This window comes from Streptomyces sp. NPDC005898 (genome assembly GCF_040629635.1).
In the GTDB taxonomy this organism is placed as follows: Bacteria; Actinomycetota; Actinomycetes; order Streptomycetales; family Streptomycetaceae; genus Streptomyces.
On record NZ_JBEXWC010000006.1, the window covers coordinates 113853 to 134926 of the forward strand.

16 protein-coding genes are annotated in these 21074 nt (G+C 70.5%); 6 read left to right on the plus strand and 10 right to left on the minus strand.

Annotated elements, in window-relative coordinates; translation table 11 throughout:
• Positions 1-27: 27 nt before the first annotated feature.
• Positions 28-1557, minus strand: a complete 1530-nt coding sequence (locus ABZ385_RS10925) for a UDP-N-acetylglucosamine 1-carboxyvinyltransferase (RefSeq protein WP_358580849.1) — start codon at positions 1555-1557, stop codon at positions 28-30.
• Positions 1558-2074: 517 nt separating this feature from the next.
• Positions 2075-2671 (minus strand): TetR/AcrR family transcriptional regulator, encoded by a 597-nt coding sequence (locus ABZ385_RS10930; protein WP_358910972.1) that lies wholly within the window; start codon positions 2669-2671, stop codon positions 2075-2077.
• Positions 2672-2858: 187 nt separating this feature from the next.
• Here ABZ385_RS10930 and ABZ385_RS10935 point away from each other — a divergent pair, with 187 nt between their 5' ends.
• Positions 2859-3620, plus strand: coding sequence for a class I SAM-dependent methyltransferase (locus tag ABZ385_RS10935; protein ID WP_358911146.1), 762 nt, complete (start codon positions 2859-2861; stop codon positions 3618-3620).
• Between the two features lie 182 nt (positions 3621-3802).
• Positions 3803-5074 carry a phosphatase PAP2 family protein gene (locus ABZ385_RS10940; RefSeq protein WP_358580893.1) on the plus strand — a complete coding sequence of 424 codons (1272 nt, stop codon included), beginning with the start codon at positions 3803-3805 and terminating at the stop codon, positions 5072-5074.
• 32 nt (positions 5075-5106) lie between these two features.
• On the opposite strand, the gene ABZ385_RS10945 is transcribed toward ABZ385_RS10940, so the two are convergent.
• From ABZ385_RS10945 to ABZ385_RS10955, 3 genes are read right to left on the minus strand one after another with little or no spacing between them, the layout of a single operon-like run.
• Positions 5107-5898, minus strand: coding sequence for an ABC transporter permease (locus ABZ385_RS10945; protein ID WP_358580847.1), 792 nt, complete (start codon positions 5896-5898; stop codon positions 5107-5109).
• Complete coding sequence (locus ABZ385_RS10950) at positions 5895-6881, minus strand: ATP-binding cassette domain-containing protein (RefSeq protein WP_358910974.1); 987 nt, start codon at positions 6879-6881, stop codon at positions 5895-5897. The genes ABZ385_RS10945 and ABZ385_RS10950 overlap by 4 nt, the downstream gene beginning before the upstream one ends.
• A gap of 12 nt (positions 6882-6893) precedes the next feature.
• Positions 6894-7562, minus strand: coding sequence for a DUF4097 family beta strand repeat-containing protein (locus tag ABZ385_RS10955; protein ID WP_358699198.1), 669 nt, complete (start codon positions 7560-7562; stop codon positions 6894-6896).
• Between the two features lie 251 nt (positions 7563-7813).
• On the opposite strand from ABZ385_RS10955, the gene ABZ385_RS10960 reads away from it, so the two are divergent.
• The 4 genes from ABZ385_RS10960 (at position 7814) to acnA (ending at position 13564) form a co-directional block, all read left to right on the plus strand.
• Positions 7814-8533, plus strand: coding sequence for a helix-turn-helix domain-containing protein (locus ABZ385_RS10960; protein WP_358699200.1), 720 nt, complete (start codon positions 7814-7816; stop codon positions 8531-8533).
• A gap of 182 nt (positions 8534-8715) precedes the next feature.
• Positions 8716-9540 (plus strand): phytanoyl-CoA dioxygenase family protein, encoded by an 825-nt coding sequence (locus ABZ385_RS10965; protein WP_358910975.1) that lies wholly within the window; start codon positions 8716-8718, stop codon positions 9538-9540.
• A gap of 107 nt (positions 9541-9647) precedes the next feature.
• Positions 9648-10556 carry an aminoglycoside phosphotransferase family protein gene (locus tag ABZ385_RS10970; protein WP_358580837.1) on the plus strand — a complete coding sequence of 303 codons (909 nt, stop codon included), beginning with the start codon at positions 9648-9650 and terminating at the stop codon, positions 10554-10556.
• A gap of 293 nt (positions 10557-10849) precedes the next feature.
• Positions 10850-13564, plus strand: coding sequence for an aconitate hydratase AcnA (gene acnA / locus ABZ385_RS10975; RefSeq protein ID WP_358910977.1), 2715 nt, complete (start codon positions 10850-10852; stop codon positions 13562-13564).
• A gap of 73 nt (positions 13565-13637) precedes the next feature.
• Here acnA and ABZ385_RS10980 read toward each other — a convergent pair whose 3' ends face one another.
• From ABZ385_RS10980 to ABZ385_RS11000, 5 genes are all read right to left on the minus strand, one after another.
• Positions 13638-14018, minus strand: coding sequence for a VOC family protein (locus tag ABZ385_RS10980; protein ID WP_358580833.1), 381 nt, complete (start codon positions 14016-14018; stop codon positions 13638-13640).
• Between the two features lie 180 nt (positions 14019-14198).
• A complete protein-coding gene (locus ABZ385_RS10985) occupies positions 14199-15188 on the minus strand; it encodes a hypothetical protein (protein WP_358910979.1) in 990 nt (329 codons plus the stop codon).
• Positions 15185-15412 (minus strand): hypothetical protein, encoded by a 228-nt coding sequence (locus ABZ385_RS10990; protein WP_358697669.1) that lies wholly within the window; start codon positions 15410-15412, stop codon positions 15185-15187. Before ABZ385_RS10990 ends, ABZ385_RS10985 begins: the two co-directional genes overlap by 4 nt.
• Positions 15413-15535: 123 nt before the next feature.
• A complete protein-coding gene (locus ABZ385_RS10995) occupies positions 15536-16732 on the minus strand; it encodes a serine hydrolase domain-containing protein (protein ID WP_358580826.1) in 1197 nt (398 codons plus the stop codon).
• 296 nt (positions 16733-17028) lie between these two features.
• Positions 17029-20925, minus strand: coding sequence for a GH92 family glycosyl hydrolase (locus ABZ385_RS11000; protein ID WP_358910981.1), 3897 nt, complete (start codon positions 20923-20925; stop codon positions 17029-17031).
• Positions 20926-21074 lie beyond the last annotated feature (149 nt).

Below are 21074 nucleotides of genomic sequence, written 5' to 3' on the forward strand. Positions count from 1 at the left end.
CGCCGGCGGGCAGGTGTGACGTCCCGGTCAGATGTCCCGGAACGTCTCGATCTGTGCCCCGACGGAGTTCAGGCGCTCCGCCAAGTCCTCGTAACCGCGGTTGATGACGTAGACGTTGCGCAGCACCGAGGTGCCCTCGGCCGCCATCATGGCGAGGAGGACGACCACCGCGGGGCGCAGGGCCGGGGGGCACATCATCTCGGCGGCGCGCCAGCGGGTGGGGCCCTCGACCAGGACGCGGTGCGGGTCGAGGAGCTGGAGGCGGCCGCCGAGGCGGTTGAGGTCCGTGAGGTAGATCGCGCGGTTGTCGTAGACCCAGTCGTGGATCAGCGTCTTGCCCTGCGCCGCCGCCGCGATGGCCGCGAAGAAGGGGACGTTGTCGATGTTCAGGCCCGGGAACGGCATCGGGTGGATCTTGTCGATCGGCGCCTCCAGCTTGGAGGGGCGGACCGTGAGGTCGATCAGACGGGTGCGACCGTTGTCGGCGGAGTACTCCGCCGTGCGGTCGTGGTCCAGGCCCATCTCCTCCAGGACCGCCAGCTCGATCTCCAGGAACTCGATCGGCACCCGGCGCACCGTCAGCTCGGACTCCGTGACGACGGCGGCGGCGAGCAGGCTCATCGCCTCGACCGGGTCCTCGGAGGGGGAGTAGTCGACGTCCACGTCGATGGTCGGCACGCCGTGCACGGTCAGCGTCGTCGTGCCGATGCCCTCGACCTCGACGCCGAGGGCCTCCAGGAAGAAGCACAGGTCCTGGACCATGTAGTTCGACGAGGCGTTGCGGATGACGGTCGTGCCGGCGCTGCGGGCCGCGGCCAGCAGGGCGTTCTCGGTGACGGTGTCCCCGCGCTCGGTCAGCACGATGGGGCGGTCGGGGCAGACGTCGCGGGCCACCTCCGCGTGGTACAGCCCCTCGGTCGCGGCGATGTCCAGACCGAAGCGGCGCAGCGCGATCATGTGGGGCTCGATCGTGCGGGTGCCCAGGTCGCAACCGCCCGCGTACGGCAGTTTGAAGCGGTCCATGCGGTGCAGCAGCGGGCCGAGGAACATGATGATCGAGCGGGTGCGGCGCGCGGCCTCCGCGTCGATGGCGTCCATCTCCAGCTTGGCGGGCGGCACGATCTCCAGGTCGACGCCGTCGTTGATCCAACGGGTGCGTACGCCGATGGAGTTGAGCACCTCCAGGAGGCGGTAGACCTCCTCGATGCGGGCGACGCGGCGCAGCACCGTGCGCCCCTTGTTGAGCAGGGACGCGCAGAGCAGCGCCACGCACGCGTTCTTGCTCGTCTTGACGTCGATGGCACCGGAGAGCCGGCGGCCGCCGACCACCCGCAGGTGCATGGGCCCGGCGTAGCCGAGCGACACGATCTCGCTGTCGAGCGCCTCACCGATGCGGGCGATCATCTCAAGGCTGATGTTCTGGTTGCCCCGCTCGATGCGGTTCACGGCGCTCTGGCTGGTGCTGAGCGCTTCGGCGAGCTGCGTCTGTGTCCAGCCCCTGTGCTGCCGGGCGTCACGGATGAGCTTACCGATGCGTACGAGGTAGTCGTCTGCCATGTGTGGCAGGTTATCTCAGATATGAGATGAACTGCGCGCTGGGGTGGGCCATCCGGGGAGCGGCCTTCCGGGCGACCTTTCCCCGTAGGGGAGTTCACCCGACCGCGCGAGCCGACCGCCGACGACCCCACCGTGGGCGCCGACGAGCCCACCGTGGGCGCCGGGGCAGGGCCACGCGTCATGCACCACTGTGCCTCCGGTGAGCGCGGGGCGCACTTCGGCGGGACTGATCCCGGCCACCGACACCGCGTCACATCGCGGCCGAGCAGCACGAGATCGCCCGCCCCGCCCCGCTCACCGGTACCGATGACAGGGACGACACGGCATCGGCGTACCACCCCCGAGGCGTACGTGAGCAGGGACGACGTATGCCAGAGACCTTCCGCGCACGCTGGGCGGGCCACCGTCGCCGCCCGGGCTCGCGCGGTCGACAGTGGTACGTGTCCGCATGCGACCCGAAGAGGACCGACCGGCTGCTCCAAGCCACCCGCACACACCGCGCCGCCCGCCCCGACTCCTACGCCGCCTCCCGTACGACGCCCGAGAGCACCCCGGCCACGACCTTGTGCACGGCGTCGGCGTCCGGCGGGACACCCTCCAGGCCGGCGAAGAGCAGATGGCCGGCGCCGATGAGCGTGAGCGCGAGGGTGTCCGTGTCGGCGTCGTCCGCGAGGCGGCCCAGCTCGCGCTCCGCGTCCAAGTAGGCGGCGAGCATGGCCCCGGCCTCCGTAAGAAGGGGCACGCCGGCCGGCGAGGTCGCGCGCAACCGGGCGCGCAGGACGTCCCGGGAGGCGATGAGGCCGACGACCGCGAGGGCGACCGACCCGAAGAGGTCGCTGAGCGCCTCGCGGACGTTCCCGGCGACGGTGCCCGTCCCGGCGGACGCCCGCAGCGCCGCACTGCGAGCGTCGAGCCCCGCGACGCGGTCGCGCACGAGGTCCACGAGGAAGGCGTCGAAGTCGGCGAAGTGCCGGTGCAGGACGCCCTTGGCGCAGCCCGCCTCCGCGGTGACCGCCCGGCTGGTCAGCGCGTTCGGCCCCGTGCGCAGCAACACGCGCTCGGCGGCCCGGAAGAGCTGCTCGCGTACATCCCGGATGGCCACCCCTGTCGGCACGGGCGCACCCCTCTTCTCTCGTGCTCTCGCTCGCGGATCCGCCCGATCGGTTGACGAGTGGGCGCGTGCCCACCAGGGTGGGCGCATGCCCACTATCTCCGGGAGCGACCCCCACGCACAACGGCCCACGCCTGAGGGCGACCCGCAGGCGACACCGCCCGCCCCCGCCCCGCACCGCCACCGGCACCTGGCCGAGTCCTTCGGCTCGGACGCCGACCGCTACGACCGGGCCCGACCCCGCTACCCCGATGCCCTGGTCTCCCGCCTGGCCGCCGCAGGACCGGACGTCCTGGACGTCGGCTGCGGCACCGGCATCGCCGCCCGCCAGTTCGCCGCGGCCGGCTGCACCGTGTTGGGGGTGGAGCCCGACGCGAGGATGGCGCGGACGGCGCAGCGGCTCGGGACGGAGGTCGACATCGCCGCCTTCGAGGCCTGGGAGCCGGTCGGCCGGGAGTTCGACGCGGTCGTCGCGGGCCAGGCCTGGCACTGGATCGACCCGGTCGCGGGCGCGGCCAAGGCGGCCCGGGTGCTGCGGCCCGGCGGGCGCTTGGCCGCCTTCTGGAACGTGCCCGAACTCCCGCCCGCCGTGACGGAGGCGTTCGCCGAGGCGTACGAGCGGGCCCTGCCCGACGCCCCCTTCGACTTCCGGGCGGCGCCGGCCCGCGCCCTGGACGGCTACGAGCCGCTGTTCGCCAAGGCCGCCGACGGCATCGCGCACACCGGCCGCTTCGACGCCCCCGAGCGGTGGCGCGACGACTGGGAGTGGACCTACACCCGGGACGACTGGCTCGACCAGCTGCCGACCCAGGGAACCCTCACCCGCGTTCCACCGGCCCGACGGGCCCTGGTCCTGGAGAGCGTCGGCGCGGCCGTCGACGCGATGGGCGGCCGCTTCACCGCCCGCTACACCACGATCACGGTCACCGCCCGCCGCACCCGGCCCGCGTGAGCGGCCCCGACGTCAACGCCCGTACCCGACCGGCGGAACCCGTCAGCGTCCCTCGGATAGCATGCTCGGACTCACCGCTGACGTCTAACAAATCGGCCAAACAATTGATATCTAGAGCACCGCGGGCGTTTTCGCGAACAAAGTCCCCAGATCAGGTCCCCGCCTGGCGTCGGCCACGGGTGATCCTTTGGGCCACGGCGGGTGTGGTGGCCCTCGGTTTCCTCATCGCGCTGGAGATCGCCGCACGCGGCTACGGTGTGTCGGGGCCGATCACCAACCAGGCCCGCGAGGTCGTCTTCGCACCCAAGTCGGGGCCGCTGCTCTACGCCGGCATGGCGTTGATGATGGTGGTGCTCACCTGGCGTCAGCGGCTCATCGCGATGGGCGCGGCGATCGGCATCGACATCGTCTTCTTCCTGGTGCGGTGGGCGGTCGACGCCAAGATGATGTTCGGCAACGGCGCCCTGTGGGTGCTCCTGGCCTACGGGGTCATCGCCCTCACGCGCCGCACCGGCAAGGAACGGCTGCTGCTGCTCAAGGGCGTCGGCCTCGGCCTGCTGCTGGTGGCCGGCCGCAAGACCGGCGACATCTGGCTGCTGATCACCTGGAAGACCCGCCCCACGGTGCTCGACCAGTACGTGGCGACCGCCGACCACGCGCTCGGCAATCCGTCGTGGGTGGTGGGCCGGATGGTCCGGGCCACCGGCACCGTCGGCGAGCACGTGCTCGACTACGTCTACATCCAGCTCGCGGTGGCCGCCGTCATCGTCGCCCTGTACCAGCTGCGCAACGTGTCGACCGAGCGCCGCTTCCCGGGCCACCACCTGGTGCGCACGTTCCTGGTCATCGGGCTGCTCGGGCCGGGCATCTACATGATCTATCCAGTGGTCGGCCCGATCTTCGCCTACGGCGCCGACGGCGGGCAGTACGCGGTGGCGCACCTGTGGCCGAACACCCCGACCCCGCTCGTCACCCCGCAGCACATGCCCTTCGACGAGGTCACCCCCCGCAACTGCATGCCCAGTCTGCACACGGCGTGGGCCACGACGATCTTCATCCACTCCCGCAAGGGACCGAGGCTGCTGCGCTACGCGGGCACCTTCTGGCTGATCGCCACCCTCGGCGCCACGCTGGGCTTCGGCTACCACTACGGGGCGGACATCATCGCCGGTGTGGTCTTCGCGTTCACCATCGACGCGGCGCTGCGCGCGTTCGACCGGGGCTGGGACCGCCGGGCCGTCCAGCTGGTCGCCTACGGCACGGTGGTCTTCACGGCGCTCCTGACGTCGTACCGCTATCTGCCGATGGAGATGGCCCGCTACCCGTGGGTGTTCGGTCCGCTGCTCGTCCTGGCGATGGCCTCGGTCGTCTACGGCTATCAGCGCACCACCCGGCTGTGGGAGCCCAAGCCCGTACCGGCGAAGCCCCTGGAGCCCCAGCCTGAACTGGTCTGAGGCCCCGGGCGGCCCCCACGCCGGTACGGGGGTCACTTCGGGTCGCGGTTGAAGGTGGAGGTCGACCAGAGGTAACCGAGCGCCGTGAGCGCCAGGCACCAGCCGAGGGCGAGCCATCCGTTGTGGCCGATCCCGCTGCCGAGCAGCAGGCCCCGCAGGGTCTCGATGGCGGGGGTGAACGGCTGGTACTCGGCGATCGGCTGGAACCACCCCGGCATCGCGTCGACCGGGGTGAAGGCGCTGGACAGGAGCGGCAGCAGGATCAGCGGCATCGCGTTGTTGCCGGCCGCCTCGGCGTTCGGGCTGACCAGGCCCATGCCGACCGCGATCCAGGTGAGCGCCGTGGAGAAGAGCACGAGCAGCCCGAACGCCGCGAGCCACTCCAGCGCCGTCGCGTCCGTCGAGCGGAAGCCGATGGCCACGCCGACCGCGCCCACCAGGATCACGGCCATGACCGACTGCAGGACGCTGCCCACGACGTGCCCCATCAGCACCGAGGGACGGTGGATCGCCATCGTCCGGAACCGGGCGATGATGCCCTCGGTCATGTCGTTGCAGACGGACACCGCGGTGCCGACGACGGTGCTGCCGACGGTCATCAGCAGCAGGCCCGGCACGACGTAGGCGATGTACGCGGAGCGGTCGGGGCCGCCGCTGCCGAGGGTCGAACTCATCGCGTCGCCGAAGATGTAGACGAAGAGCAGCAACAGCATGATCGGCGTGAGCAGCAGGTTCAGCGTGAGGGACGGGTAGCGCCGGGCGTGCAGGAGGTTGCGGCGCAGCATGGTCGTCGAGTCGCGCACGGCGAGGGGCAGGGAGCTCATCGGGCCATCTCCTGGGACGTGTCGGTGCCGGCGCCGGTGCTGGTGCCGGCGCCGGGGTCGGTTTCGGTGCTGGTGAGGGCGAAGAAGACGTCGTCGAGGTCGGGGGTGTGCACGGTCAGCTCGTCGGCCTCGATGCCCGCCGCGTCCAGGCGGTCGAGGAGGGCGCGCAGCCGGCGCTGGCTGCCGTCGCCGGGGACCTGGAGGGCGAGCGCCTCGTCGTCGCGGACGCTGTCGTCCAGGGCGCGCGCGGCCGCGTGGTAGACGGCGGGGTCGGTGAAGCGCAGGCGCACGTGCCCGCCCGGGACGAGCCGCTTGAGTTCCTCGGCGGTGCCCTGCGCGGCGATCCTGCCGTCGTGCAGGACGGCGATGCGGTCGGCCAGCTCGTCGGCCTCCTCCAGGTACTGCGTGGTGAGGAAGACGGTGACGCCGCCGGTGACGAGGTCGCGGATGATCTGCCACATCGTGTGCCGGCTGCGCGGGTCGAGTCCGGTGGTGGGCTCGTCGAGGAAGATGATCCGCGGGTCGCCGACGAGGGTCATGGCGATGTCCAGGCGCCGCTTCATGCCGCCGGAGTAGGTGGAGGCGGGCTTCTTGGCGGCCTCGTGCAGTTCGAAGCGGCGCAGGAGTTCGGCGGCGGTGCGCCGGCCTTCCTCGCGGGGGAGGTGGTGCAGGTCCGCCATGAGGAGCATGTTCTCCTCACCGGTGATCAGACCGTCGACGGCGGAGAACTGGCCGGTGACACCGATCGCGCCGCGGACGGCCTGGGGGTCGGTGGCGAGATCGTGGCCGCCGACGTGGAGGGTGCCGGCGTCGGCGGAGACGAGGGTGGAGAGGATCTTGACGGCGGTGGTCTTGCCCGCGCCGTTCGGTCCGAGCAGGGCGAAGACCGTTCCTTCGGGGACGGTCAGGTCGATGCCGTCGAGCACCGTCTTGTCGCCGTAGGACTTGCGCAGTCCGCTTGCCGCGATGGCCGGATTCGTCATGACGGGGGCTCCTCAGAGGCTGCGGGCGACGATGTCGCCGTAGGCGGTGGTGGCCTGGATGTGCAGGTCGATGTCGCCGCCTGCGTTCTGGAGGGCGTTGTGGACCCGGCCGTAGGCGGTGCCGGCGTCCAGTGAGGCGCGGGCCCCGCGGGTGGCGCCGACGGAGATCTCGCCGGCCTCGGTGCGCAGCGTGACCGTGCCGCGCACGGCCTCGGCGATCCGGATGTCGCCCTTCTGGGTGCGGATCTCGGCGGAGTCGTTCAGCCGGCCGACCGTGATGTCACCGGCGGCGAGGGCGAGGCGGGCGCCCGCGGCCTCGTCCAGCTTGACCGAGGCCTGGGCGCACTCGAAGGTGACGTCGCCGAGCCGTCCGACGCCCCGGAAGTCGGCGCTCGCCGCCTTCGCCTCGACGCGGGAGCCGGCCGGCAGCTGGACGGTCACCTCGAGGGAACCGGCGGCGCCGAGCACCCGGTTCTTCACCGGCGCGGTCTCGATCCGCAGGACCCCGTCGGCGTACACGACGGAGGTCTGCTCGGCCACCGTCACGTCGCGGCTCTTCGAGGCGTCCGCCGGCAGCACCTCGACGGTGGTGTCGGCCCGGTCGGCGGCGATGAACCGAATGAGTCCGGCGGGGATGTCGACATGGGCGGAGACCGGGGCGGCGGTGGCGAACTTCTGCATGGTGTGCTCCTTGGACTCGCGGTTTCTGATGTCGTGAACGCTACGTTGCATTCACGTACTCAGCAACAAACAAGTTGCACCCCGATTTCATTTACGCAGGTCAGATGGGCTCAATCATTGCAATGGAGGAAAATCTAACGCAATGGCAGGCTAGGTCTGCGTTGCAATGGCGACGACTGAACGCTATGCTGGCGGCGGTGGTGGCGACCGCGCACACGACATGCATGCAGCAAGACGTAAGGGAGATCGCGATGCCGGGAGGCAGGCTCACGCAGCAGGAGCGTCAGCAGATCGCGCTGGGGCTGGCCGACGGGCTCGCGTACGCGGAGATCGCCCGACGCCTGGACCGCCCCACCTCGACGGTCACGCGCGAGGTCATGCGCAACGGCGGCCCCACCGGCTACCGCGCGGACCTGGCCCACCGTGCCACCGAGCGCCGCGCCCACCGGCGCGCGCAGTCCGCGCCGGGGGCACCACAGGCGGCCCCGCGAGGCGAGGGGCGCGACGAAGGGGCCGTGCTCGCCTACGAGGAGGCGTTCACGACGCTCCTCATGCAGTCCGGTCTGCCCAAGATGATGGCCCGGGTGCTGACCTGCCTCTACACGACCGACGAGGGAAGCATGACCGCGTCCGAACTCGTCCGGCGCCTCCAGGTCAGCGCGGCGTCCGTCTCCAAGGCGGTCGGGTTCCTGGAGAGGCAGGGCCTCATCCGCCGGGATCGCGAGGAGGGTCGCCGCGAGCGCTATGTCGTCGACAACGACGTCTGGTACCAGGGCATGGTCGCCGCCGCCGCGTCCCACGCCCGCTTCGCCGAGACCGCGCGCGAAGGCGCCAACCTGCTCGGCCCCCAGGCACCGGCGGCCGTCCGCCTGGAGAACATCGCGCGCTTCATGGACTTCGTGGGCGAGAGCATGACGCGCGCCGCCGAACAGGCGCGCGAGATCCTCTCCGACAGGCAGGGGGAGGGGTAGGGCGCAGGCCCGCACCCCACTCCCGGCGTCGAGGCGTCGCCGTCACGCTGCGACTGAACTGCTCGCCAGCGGTCTGGTGGTCGTCGACGGCAACGGGGGCCGATCGTGCTCCGATGGGCACCCGGCAAAGGTGGTGCGGGGAATGTCGGGTGATCGAGGCGGGGGCGTCGCACGATGAGGGCATGGATGACGCGACCTTGGTAGCCCGGTTTCTCCGTGATGGCTACGTGAAGTTGGAGGGTGCCGTCGCGCCGCGCGTGGCCGCGGACTGCGCGCGGCTGCTGTGGCGAGAAACGGGCTGCGACCCGGACGACCCGGCGACGTGGACGCGGCCCGTGCACTGGGTGGGCGGCATGGCTCAGGGGCCGTTCGCCGCCGCGCCCAACTCCCCTTCGCTGCACCACGCGTACGACCTGCTCGTCGGCCCGGGACGCTGGGAACCGCGCTACTCGCTGGGCACGTTCCCGCTGCGCTTCCCGCACGAGGAGGAGCCGGACGACGCGGGCTGGCACATCGAGGGAAGCTATCTGCCGGAGGGCGAGAGCTGGTACTTCACCAATCTGCGCTCCCGGGGCCGGGCGCTGCTGATGCTGTTCCTGTTCAGCGAGGTCGGTGAGCAGGACGCCCCGACCCGGATCCGGGTCGGCTCACACCTCGACGTGCCGAAGGTGCTGGCGAAGCACGGGGAGGACGGGGCGAGCGGGCCGACCCTCGCGCCCGAGCTGGTGGCGGCGTCCGATCACCGGCCCCTCGCCCTTGCCACCGGGTCCCCGGGCGATGTCTTCCTGTGCCATCCGTTCCTGGTGCACGCGGCGCAACCGCACCATGGGTCGCGGCCGCGCTTCATGGCGCAGCCACCGCTGATGCCGGCGGCACCGTACGAACTGGAGCGGGCGGACGGCGCGTACTCACCCGTGGAGACAGCGATCCGGCGGGGCCTGGGACACGACACCCCGGGCCGCGAAGGGGACGGCACCGATCGTGCGGGCCGTCACGCAGCCCGATAGGCACAGCGTCGTTAATCGGTTGCGATGCCCTGAGCTTGAGCGACTAGGTTCGATCGCAGACGATCGCTCTCCCACGATATGCCCGCCTCTGTGGATCGAGGTTGACCATGCACGATGACCAAGTGGACGTGACCACCGACGTCGTGGCGACCTTGGTCCAGGAACAGTTCCCTCAGTGGAGCGGCGAGCCGATCCGGCGCCTGGCGTCGACCGGGACGGTCCACGCCATCTTCCGTATCGGCGACGACCTCTCCGCGCGTTTCCCGCTGCGTCCGACCGATCCCGCCGAGGCGCTGGCGGTGCTGGAACGGGAGGCCCGGGCGAGCGCGGAGCTGGCACAGGTGTCCCCGTTTCCCGTTCCGGAACCCGTCGCCCTGGGAAAGCCGGGAGCGGGCTACCCCATGCCGTGGTCGGTCCAGACGTGGCTGCCGGGAACGGTCGCCTCCGATGCCGACCCGAGCGGGTCGGACGCCTTCGCCGAGGACCTTGCGGCCTTCATCGCGGCCCTGCGGAAAGCCGGGACGCGCGGTCGGGTCTTCAGCGGTGACCATCGCGGCGGCGTCCTCGCCGACCACGACGCCTGGATGGAGAAGTGCTTCGAGGAGAGCCGGGAACTGCTCGACGTGCCCCGGCTGCGCCGCCTGTGGAGCCACTTCCGCGAGCTGCCGCGCACGAGCGCCGACGTGATGAGTCACGGCGACCTGATTCCCGGCAACGTACTCGTCGCGGGAGACCGGCTCGGCGGCGTCCTCGACACCGGCGGCTTCGGCCCGGCCGACCCCGCGCTGGATCTGGTCGGCGGCTGGCACCTCCTGCGGCCGGGCCCACGGGACGTGCTCCGGCGCGCACTGGGCTGTGACGACCTGGAGTGGGAGCGCGGCAAGGCATGGGCGTTCGAACAGGCGATGGGCCTCGTCTGGTACTACGTCGAGAGCAATCCGACGATGAGCCGAACGGGGCGCCGGACACTCGACCGCATTCTGGAGTCGACAGCCGACGAAGTGACGTCGCCCTGATCGTCGGCCGGGCCGGAGAGGACGGCTCAGGCGCAGGCGCCGCCGACACGCACGCCTCCGTACGCCGCCCGCCCGCCGTCATCCGATCGAGGCGTTTGACAGCGAACCGAGCGTGCCTCGTCGTCACGGCAGGGCATGTACTAGAGTTATCTCGACATCGAGATATCTGCCGAGGCGCACCAGAAGCCACCAGCCGGTAAGGGTTACCTAACTAAGCCTTACCTTAGCGGATCGACGAGGAGTCGTGGCGGCAGGATGTGCTGGAACGCGCACAAAAATTGAAGGAGACTGTCGTGTCGGCGAACAGCTTCGACGCCCGCAGCACGCTGCGCGTGGGCGACGAGTCGTACGAGATCTTCAAGCTGGACAAGGTCGAGGGCTCCGCACGGCTCCCTTACAGCCTGAAGGTCCTCCTTGAGAACCTGCTCCGCACCGAGGACGGCGCGAACATCACCGCCGACCACATCCGTGCGCTCGGCAGCTGGGACTCCCAGGCACAGCCGTCGCAGGAGATCCAGTTCACGCCGGCTCGCGTGATCATGCAGGACTTCACCGGCGTCCCGTGCGTGGTGGACCTCGCCACGATGCGTGAGGCCGTGAAGGAGCTCGGCGGCGACCCGGCGAAGATCAACCCGCTGACCCCGGCCGAGCTGGTCATCGACCACTCCGTGATCGCCGACAAGTTCGGCACGGCGGAGGCCTTCGGCCAGAACGTGGAGCTGGAGTACGGCCGCAACAAGGAGCGCTACCAGTTCCTGCGCTGGGGCCAGACCGCCTTCGACGAGTTCAAGGTCGTCCCCCCGGGCACCGGCATCGTCCACCAGGTCAACATCGAGCACCTGGCCCGCACGGTCATGGTCCGAAACGGCCAGGCGTACCCCGACACGCTCGTCGGCACCGACTCGCACACCACGATGGTCAACGGCCTGGGCGTCCTCGGCTGGGGCGTCGGCGGCATCGAGGCCGAGGCCGCGATGCTGGGCCAGCCCGTCTCGATGCTCATCCCGCGTGTCGTCGGCTTCAAGCTGACCGGTGAGCTGAAGCCGGGCACCACCGCCACGGACCTCGTCCTCACCATCACCGAGATGCTGCGCAAGCACGGCGTCGTCGGCAAGTTCGTCGAGTTCTACGGTGAGGGCGTCGCCGCCACCTCCCTCGCGAACCGCGCCACCATCGGCAACATGTCGCCGGAGTTCGGCTCCACCGCCGCGATCTTCCCGATCGACGACGAGACGCTGAAGTACCTGAAGCTGACGGGCCGCGACGAGCAGCAGGTCGCGCTTGTCGAGGCGTACGCCAAGGAGCAGGGCCTCTGGCTGGACCCGGCCGCCGAGCCCGACTTCTCCGAGAAGCTGGAGCTGGACCTCTCCACGGTCGTCCCCTCCATCGCCGGCCCCAAGCGCCCGCAGGACCGCATCGTCCTCGCGAACGCCGCCGAGCAGTTCAAGAGCGACGTGCGCAACTACGTCGACGGCGTGGACGAGGCGGGCAAGGAGTCCTTCCCGGCCTCCGACGCCCCGGCCACCACGAACGGCGTCCCGTCGAACCCGGTCCTCGTGACCGCCCCCGACGGCTCGACGTACGAGCTGGACCACGGCGCCGTCACCGTCGCCGCGATCACCTCCTGCACCAACACTTCGAACCCGTACGTGATGGTCGCCGCCGCGCTCGTCGCGAAGAAGGCCGTCGAGAAGGGCCTGACCCGCAAGCCGTGGGTCAAGACCACCCTCGCGCCCGGTTCGAAGGTCGTCACCGACTACTTCGACAAGGCGGGGCTCACCCCCTACCTCGACAAGGTCGGCTTCAACCTCGTCGGCTACGGCTGCACCACCTGCATCGGCAACTCGGGCCCGCTGCCCGACGAGGTCTCCAAGGCGATCAACGACCACGACCTGGCCGTGACGTCCGTCCTCTCCGGCAACCGGAACTTCGAGGGCCGCATCAACCCCGACGTCAAGATGAACTACCTGGCGTCCCCGCCGCTGGTCGTCGCGTACGCCCTGGCCGGCTCGATGAAGATCGACATCACGACCGAGGCCCTGGGCGCCGACCAGGACGGCAACCCGGTCTACCTCAAGGACATCTGGCCCTCCGAGGCCGAGGTCAACGACGTCGTCGCCAACTCCATCGGCGAGGACATGTTCAACAAGTCCTACCAGGACGTCTTCGCGGGCGACGCCCAGTGGCAGGCGCTGTCGATCCCGACCGGCAACACCTTCGAGTGGGACACCGAGTCGACGTACGTCCGCAAGCCCCCGTACTTCGAGGGCATGACGATGGAGACCACCCCGGTCTCCGACATCACGGGCGCCCGCGTCCTGGCCAAGCTGGGCGACTCGGTCACCACCGACCACATCTCCCCGGCCGGTGCGATCAAGGCCGACACCCCGGCCGGCAAGTACCTCACGGAGCACGGCGTGCAGCGCCGCGACTTCAACTCCTACGGCTCGCGCCGAGGCAACCACGAGGTCATGATCCGCGGCACGTTCGCCAACATCCGGCTGCGCAACCAGATCGCGCCGGGCACCGAGGGCGGCTTCACGCGTGACTTCACGCAGGAGGACGCGCCGGTCTCGTTCATCTACGACGCCTCGCGCAACTACATCGAGCAGGGCATCCCGCTCGTCGTCCTCGCGGGCAAGGAGTACGGCTCCGGCTCGTCCCGCGACTGGGCCGCCAAGGGCACCGCGCTCCTCGGCGTCAAGGCCGTCATCGCCGAGTCCTACGAGCGCATCCACCGCTCGAACCTCATCGGCATGGGCGTCCTGCCGCTCCAGTACCCGGAGGGCCAGTCGGCGTCCTCCCTCGGCCTGACCGGCGAGGAGACCTTCTCCTTCTCCGGCGTCACCGAGCTGAACAACGGCACGACCCCCCGCACGGTCAAGGTCACCACCGACACCGGTGTCGAGTTCGACGCGGTCGTCCGCATCGACACGCCCGGCGAGGCGGACTACTACCGCAACGGCGGCATCATGCAGTACGTGCTCCGCAGCCTGATCCGCAAGTAGGTCAGCGCGAGGAGCAAACGAGGGCCGCACCCCGCCTTTGCGCGGGGTGCGGCCCTCGGGCTTCGCGGGGCGGCTAGCCGCCGTACGGGACCGTGATCAGTTCCATGGCATGACCCGCCGGGTCGAGGAAGTAGACCCCTTTGCCGCCGTCATTGCGGTTGATCTCGCCCGGCTGCCTCTGATGCGGGTCGGCCCAGTGCGGTACGCCGCGCGCGGCGATCTTCTCGTACGCGGCGTCGAACTCCGCATCGGAGACGAGGAACGCGTAATGCTGCGGTGCGATGTGCTCGGCGGGGACGGCGGCGAAGTCCAGGGTGACTCCGTTGCCCAGGGCCACCGCGACGAACGGGCCCCATTCCGCGGTGATCTCAAGGCCCAGCAGGTCCGCGAGGAACTCGGCGGACTCCCGGTTGTCCCGGGCGTGGACGATCGTGTGGTTCAGCTCGACCGACAAGGAATGCCTCCAACAGGCATCTCCTGACACCTCCATGCCTCACCCGGCCGGTGACCGACACGCGATGTCGCCGTGGATCTTAGGCACGGGGGCCCCGTGCTGTCGAGACCGGCTTCCCGCGGCCCGGGCCCGGCACCGGCATCGATGCGGACACCGACTCGGACGCGGACACGGACACGCTCAGGTGGCGTCCGTCAGGTCGTCGGGGTCCTGGAATGCCAGCCGGGGCGTCTCCCACGTCAGGGACGGGGTCGGCTTGCCCGGGGGGAGCGCGGGCGCGAGGGCCCGGAACACCGCCCGCACGCGGGAGTCCGTGTAGGCGAGGACGCGGTCGGTCGCCTTGAGCCAGGCCCCGCCGCCGGGGAGCGCGGCGACCTCGGCGAAGGCCCCGCTCGCCCGGAGCGCGGGAACTCCGCCCAGCGCGGCAGTGACGCCGGGGGAGCAGACGGTGAGCCACGCGTACCCGCGCAGCGTCGAGCCGAGCTCGGGAAGGGTGTCCTCTAGGAGCAGGCCCAGGCCGTCCTCCAGGGCCGTGCGGCCCGTGGTGTGCTCGGAGTCGTCGGCGATGTTGGCGTACCACACGGGGTCGTACCTCTCGACGAAGGACCGGAAGGAGGACTCCCAGCGCCTCTGCGCCTCATCCACCGTCGCCGGGTCCTGGAACTCCTCCGTCGTACGGATGGCGACCAGGGAGACGACGTCCGGCGCCTGGTTCTCCCGCTTCACCGAGACGGCCAGCCACGGTTCGTCGGGCCGGCCGTCGGCACCGAGGAGGGACAGCTCCAGCTGCGCGTCGGCGGGACGGTTCTCCAGCTCTTCGCGGAACCGCTGCCAGTTCCCGGGCGACCAATGGGTCTGCACCAGTCTGGCCCGGCCCCGGCGGGCCCTGTAGTAGACGAAGTCGGCCCAGAGGGTCCCCGGCGCTCCGAGAGGAGCGTCGCCATCGGTGGACAGGGCCGGCTCCGTGAGGTCGAGGTCGTGGTGGAAGCCCTCGCCGAGCGGCCCCGCGAAAGCGGCCACGGCACGGGTGAACCAGCTCTCCGCCAGCTCCCGGTAGGCACGGCCGTCGGACGGGCACCGCAGATTGATCTCGACCCGGAGGGACGAGTTCATCCGGATGTCCGGCTCCGCCGCCACGTCGTACTCCTCGAAGGCGCCGGCGGGTGTCACGGCCGTGCCTTGACGCGCGCGAGTTCCTTGAGGGCCACTCGGGCGGCCGGCGTTCCCTCCGGTGTCTCCCAGTACGGGTGGGCGGCGATCAGCCGGGACAGGCGCAGCAGCCGTCTGCGGTGCGCGGCCGATCCGTGGGCCGCCGTGGCGGCGAGCTGTCCGTACGTGGTGTACCAGGCTGTCTGGGCCTCCAGGAGGTCCGGAGGGAACGCGTCGCTGTTCATGGCTCGATTAGAGCGCATGTTCGATTTATCGGCCAAACGGCCTCAGTTGCCGCGCCCCGGTCTTCCGCCCCGGTCACCTGCTCCGGCCCGGGCTCCGGCTCCCGCTCCGGCTCCCGCTCCGGCTCAGGAACGCCGCTTCATCGCGCACAACGTGTCGTCGAGGAGCTGATCGGTACGCTGGTCGCGGTCGTCGGCGAACCGGTTGGTGGAGCGCATCACGAGGGCCCCCTTGTCGCCCTTGCCGAGGAAGCCGTTGGCGTTCAGATGGCCGAGGGTCGTCCCTCCGTGGCCCCAGTAGCCGCCGCCGCAGTCGAGCTGCGTCCAGAAGATGCCGAGCCCCATCCTCCTGACCCGCGTGTCCCCCTCGGAGGGAGCCGGCACCGTCCGGAGCATCTGCTTCATCTGGCGGGGCTCGAGCAGTTCGCCGCCGAGCAGGGCCCGCCAGAAGCGCGTCAGGTCCGGCGCGGTGGTGATGAGGTCGCCCGCCGAGCTGCCCCAGCTCATGTTCATCTCCGTGCTGTCGACCAGCCGGCCGCCTTCCTTGAACTGGTGGTAGCCCTTGGCGTGCGGCACCGGAAGGCCCGTGCGCTCGCGCGGCGAGAAGGTGTGCTTCAGGCCGAGGGGTTCGATGATCCGGGTCCGTACCTCGTCGCTCCAGTGGTGACCGGTCGCCTTCTGGATGATCATCCCGGCCAATATGTAACCGGTGTTGGAGTAGCTCCAGCCCTTGCCGGGCTCGAACAGGGGCCGCTCCCGCAGGGCCAGGTCGACCAGCTCGCGCGGCTCGTGGTGGTCGAAGCGGTGCCGTTGGAAGGCCGCCTCGTCCAGGACGGGCAGCTCGGCCGCGTAGTCGGGCAGGCCGCTGGTGTGCTGGAGCAGCTGCCGTACCGTGATGCGGCCACCGTCGTGGCCGTTGCCCGCGACCACGCCGGGCAGCCACCGGTCCACGGTGTCGTCCAGACGCAGGCGGCCCTCGGCGGCCAGTTGCAGCACCACGGTGGAGACGAAGGTCTTGGTGTTGCTGCCCATCCGGAAGTACCCCTGGCGGGGCACCGGCCGGTCGGTGCCGAGTTCGGCGGCGCCGCTGCGCACGTACTCCCGGCGTCGTCCGTCCACGGCGGTGGCCTCGGCGCCGACGACTCCGTCCTCCCGGACCACCGCGTCCAGCCCCCGCTGGAGCTCCGTCCTGCTGTGCCCGGCGCCGTCGCGGGCGGGCGTCCCGGGGTCGGTGCCGGCCCACGCGGCGGTGGCCGGCATCGCCAGCGTCGCCGCGACGGCGAGCGCCGTCACCGGGCCCAAAGCAATTCGACGGTACGTCATGGTGGTTGCCTCGCATCGCTGGAAGTGGAAGGCGGAGAGGGTGCTCGACCCAAGATCAATTGACCCATGGGAAGGGCCCACCCGGCCATGGAGGCACCCACCGAGCCGGGGCTGAGGCAACCCCCCGACCAAGACGGGAGCACCCCCCAGGCCGGGCCTGAGGCAACCCCCTGGCAGGACCTGAGGAGAACCCCACCTTCTCGCCGCCGCGGACGGAACCGAGGGGGAATGCGAAAGGGCCGTGCCCCACTGACGGCAAGCGTCAGCGGGGCACGGCCGGCCTCGAACGGGGCGCCTCAGCCCAGCAGTTGCACCTCCGCCAGAGTCGAAGAGCCCTCCGGCACCAACCGGTAATGGCGATAGGTTCCGGGGCGGGCGACCGTGAACACCCGGGTCTGCTGGTCCCAGGCGAACGCCTCACCGGAGCGCCTGTCCAGGTCCCGCCACTTCTCGCCGTCGACGGAGCCCTGAAGCACCCAGCCGCGCGGCGCCTTCGTCCGGTCGGTGGACGACGTCAGCGTGTACTGCACGGCCTTCGTGGCCCCGCCCACCGGTAGTTCCACCGCGCCGGACAGGGGCGACGAGGTCGCCGAGGAGTTGTCGAACAGGTCTCCGTCGCCCTTGATCGCGTCCTTGCGGGGCGAGGGCACCTCGTCGTCCTGGGTGATCGACGTCGGCCCGGCGTTCGGGCCCGCCCCCCACGAGGACGGCTTCGGGCCCATGTCGAACTCCAGGACCCCGCCGCGCGCGACCAGCTCGTGCGGGAGCGCGGTCGACCGCCAGGCCTTGCCATTGACCTTGAGCCCTTGCACGTACACGTTCTTCGCGCTGTTCTTCGGCGCCTTGACGACCAGGTCGCGGCCGTTGTCCAGGTGCAGGGTCATCGCCTTGAACTGCGGTGATCCGATGGCGTATTCGCCGCTCCCCATCACCAGCGGGTAGAAGCCGAGCGAGGAGAAGAGGTACCAGCCGGACTGCTCGCCGTTGTCCTCGTCGCCGTGGTAGCCCTGGCCGATCTCGCTGCCCGTGTAGAGGCGGGCGAGGACCTCGCGGACCCTCTCCTGCGTCTTCCACGGCTGCCCGGCGGCGTCGTACATGTACGCGGCATGGTGAGCGACCTGGTTGGAGTGCCCGTACATGCCCATCCGCACGTCACGCGCCTCCGTCATCTCGTGGATGACACCTCCGTAGGAGCCGGCGAACTCGGCGGAGCCGGTCTCGGGGGTCGCGAAGTACGTGTCGAGCTTCTTCGCGAGGCCCTTGCGGCCGCCGTACAAGTTGGCCAGGCCGCGGGAGTCCTGCGGGGCCGTGAAGGCGTAGCCCCAGGCGTTCGTCTCGGTGTAGTCGTGACCCCACACGCGCGGGTCGAACTTGTCCGAAGGGACACGCCACTTACCCTTGGCGTCCTTGCCCTGGAAGAAGCCGGGGTCCGTGCCCGCCCCCGCCGCCTCCGCGTCGAAGAGGTGCACGTAGTCACGGGCGCGGTCGAGGAAGTACGCGGACTCCTCCTTGTAGCGCTTCTCGCCCGTCTTCTTGTAGAGGGCCGCGCCCATCCGGGAGATGCCGTAGTCGTTGAGGTAGCCCTCCAGCGCCCACGACAGGCCCTCGTGCGTCTCGCTGCTCGTGTAGCCGAGGAACGGCGAGGTCCCCATGCCCTTGCGGCCGACGCCCGAAGTGGGCGGCACGACCGTCGCGTTCTTCAACGCGGCCTCGTACGCGGCCTCCGCGTCGAACTTCACGCCCTTGACGTACGCGTCGGCGAACGCCACGTCCGACGACGTGCCCGTCATCAGGTCCGCGTACCCCGGGGACGACCAGCGCGAGGTCCAGCCGCCGTCCTTGTACTGCTGCACGAAGCCGTCGACCAGCTCGCCCGCCTTCTTGGGCGTGAGGAGGGAGTACGCGGGCCATGTCGTCCGGTAGGTGTCCCAAAAGCCGTTGTTCACATAGGGCTTGCCCGTCACGATCTTCGCACCGGTGTGCGTCGGGGTGTCGGGGCCGGTCTGCGGCGAGAACGGCGACGCGTACTTGTACGTCGTCCCGCCGCCCCGCGAAGTGACTTTCTCGAAACCGGAGTTGGGGTAGAGATACAGCCGGTACAGCGAGGAGTACAGCGTCGTCAGCCGGTCCTGGCTCGCGCCCTCCACCTCCACCCTGCCGAGAATCGCGTCCCACTGCCGCTGGGCGCGCTCCTTCACCCGGCCGAAGGACGTACCGGCTGGGATCTCCCGGTCGAGGTTGGCCTTCGCCTGGTCCAGACTGATGAGGGACGTGGCCAGACGCAGGTTGACCGTGCGGTCCTCGCCCGCCGCGAAGCGCAGATAGCCCGTGACGTCACCGCCACCGCCGCCTTCGAGCTTGCCGCCGGCGGTGACGGGCGCGTCGAAGGTCCCGTAGACGAACAGCCGCGTGGCGCCCGTCGACAGGCCCGACTTGACGTCCGAGAACCCGGAGACGACACCGCTCTCCTTGTCCAGGGTGAGACCGCCCTTGTCGGACACGTTGTCGAAGATGACGCTCGCGTCCTCACCCGGATAGGTGAACCGCATCATCGCGGCGTGATCCGTGGGCGCCATCTCGGCCTTCAGGCCGTTCTCGAACGTCACGCCGTAGTAGTGCGGGCGCGCCGTCTCCTTCTCATGCCGGAAGGGCAGCGCCCGCTTGGTCCGCGAGGCGCTCGGGGTGTCCTTGTCGACGGACGGCATCAGCTGGAACGTCTGCCGGTCGCCCATCCACGGGCTCGGCTCATGGCTCGCGCTGAACGCCTGCAACGTCGGCAGATTGTCGTCGTTGTTGCCGCGCGCGTAGTCGTACAGCCAGCTCAGGGAGCCCGCGTTCGTCACCGGCGTCCAGAAGTTGAAGCCGTGCGGGACGGCCGTCGCCGGGAAGTTGTTGCCGCGTGAGAAGCCGCCGCTGGAGTTCGTGCCGCGCCGGGTGTCCGCGTAGTCGGACAGGTGCGCCTTCGGCCTGGCCGGCGCCTTCTCCGTCAGCGACACGTCGTCCAGCCAGCCGCGGAACTTCGCCGGGCCCTTCGGGGCGTCGTACGCGAGCAGGATCCGGTCGACCGTCCTGCCGCGCGCGACCTGGCCTATGGAGGAGGTGACGTTGTTCCACTGGTTGACGTAGAGCACCTTGGCGGCGCCCTGGCCGCGCGGGTTGAGCGGAAAGCCGTGCTGGTCCACGGCGCGCAGGTCGCTCAGATAGGTGCCGTCGGTGAACGCCAGGTCCACGGCGACGTTCGTCGCCGCGTAGTCGCGGTCCCCCTCCGCCATCGAGGGGAAGACGCGGTAGCCCAGCTCGGTGTCCCGCCGCACCGGCACGTTGACGTCGAAGACCTTGTTGTACGAGTAGCCACGGCCGTCGGCCAGGTGGGTGCCGGCGTAGCGCAGCGCGTGCCTGCCGGTGAACCCGGCACGCGCCTTGGCGGTGGGGGAGCCGCTGGGGCCGCGGTCCACGAGGCTCAGCATGTCCTCGGGGGCGGGGGTCTCGGTGCCGCCGACCGAGAGCTGGAGGTCGGCGAGCTGGAGGATGTCGGCGGCGCCGTTGTTCGCCGTGACATCGAGACGGAAGTGGGAGTACGCGGCGGGGTCGGCCACGTCGTACTTCCTCGTCCTGTGCCGGCCGTCGAACGCCTCGCCGGCCCGCTTGTCGAGGACCTTCCAGTCCTTGCCGTCCGTGGAGCCCTGGAGGGTCCAGTCCCTGGGATCGCGCTCGGCGTGGTCGTTCGCCGAAGTCAGCGCGTACGTCACGACCTTGGCGGGCTCCTTCAGGTCGACCTCGACCCAGCCGGACTTCGCGAAGGTCAGCCACTTGCTGGTGGCCTCGCCGTCGACGAGGTTCTCGGCCACCTCGCCGGAGCCCGCGTTCTCCCCGCTGGCGCGGACCTCGGTGACCTGGTCCATCACACTGCCGGGCAGGCCGGAGCTGAACGCGCCGTTGACGCCGGAGGCCTTCTTCCTGCCGTCGGGCCCCGTCTCGACGGTGCTCACCCAGTCCGGCCGGGCATCCTCCTCCTCGAAGGAGGACACGAACTCCCGCTCCGCGCGGGGCGGTTGCTCGGGCCCGGCGACGGCGCCCCCCTGCGACGCCGCGACGAGCGCCAGCGCCAGCGCGCCGACGGCCACGGCCGAACGGGGTCCGGGCGCACCCGGACGGTGGTCTCTGTAACGAGGTCTGCGTGCCCTGTACGGCATCCCCGAGCCCCTCCCTGCGGTTGGACAACGTTGTCACGATCGCTGCGCAAGGTCTAGTAGGGAGGCAAGTGGCGAATGGTGTCAAGGCTGTTGCGGAGGCCGGTGCCTCCCGGGGATCGTCCCCCCGGGAGGCACCGGCCGGCGAACGG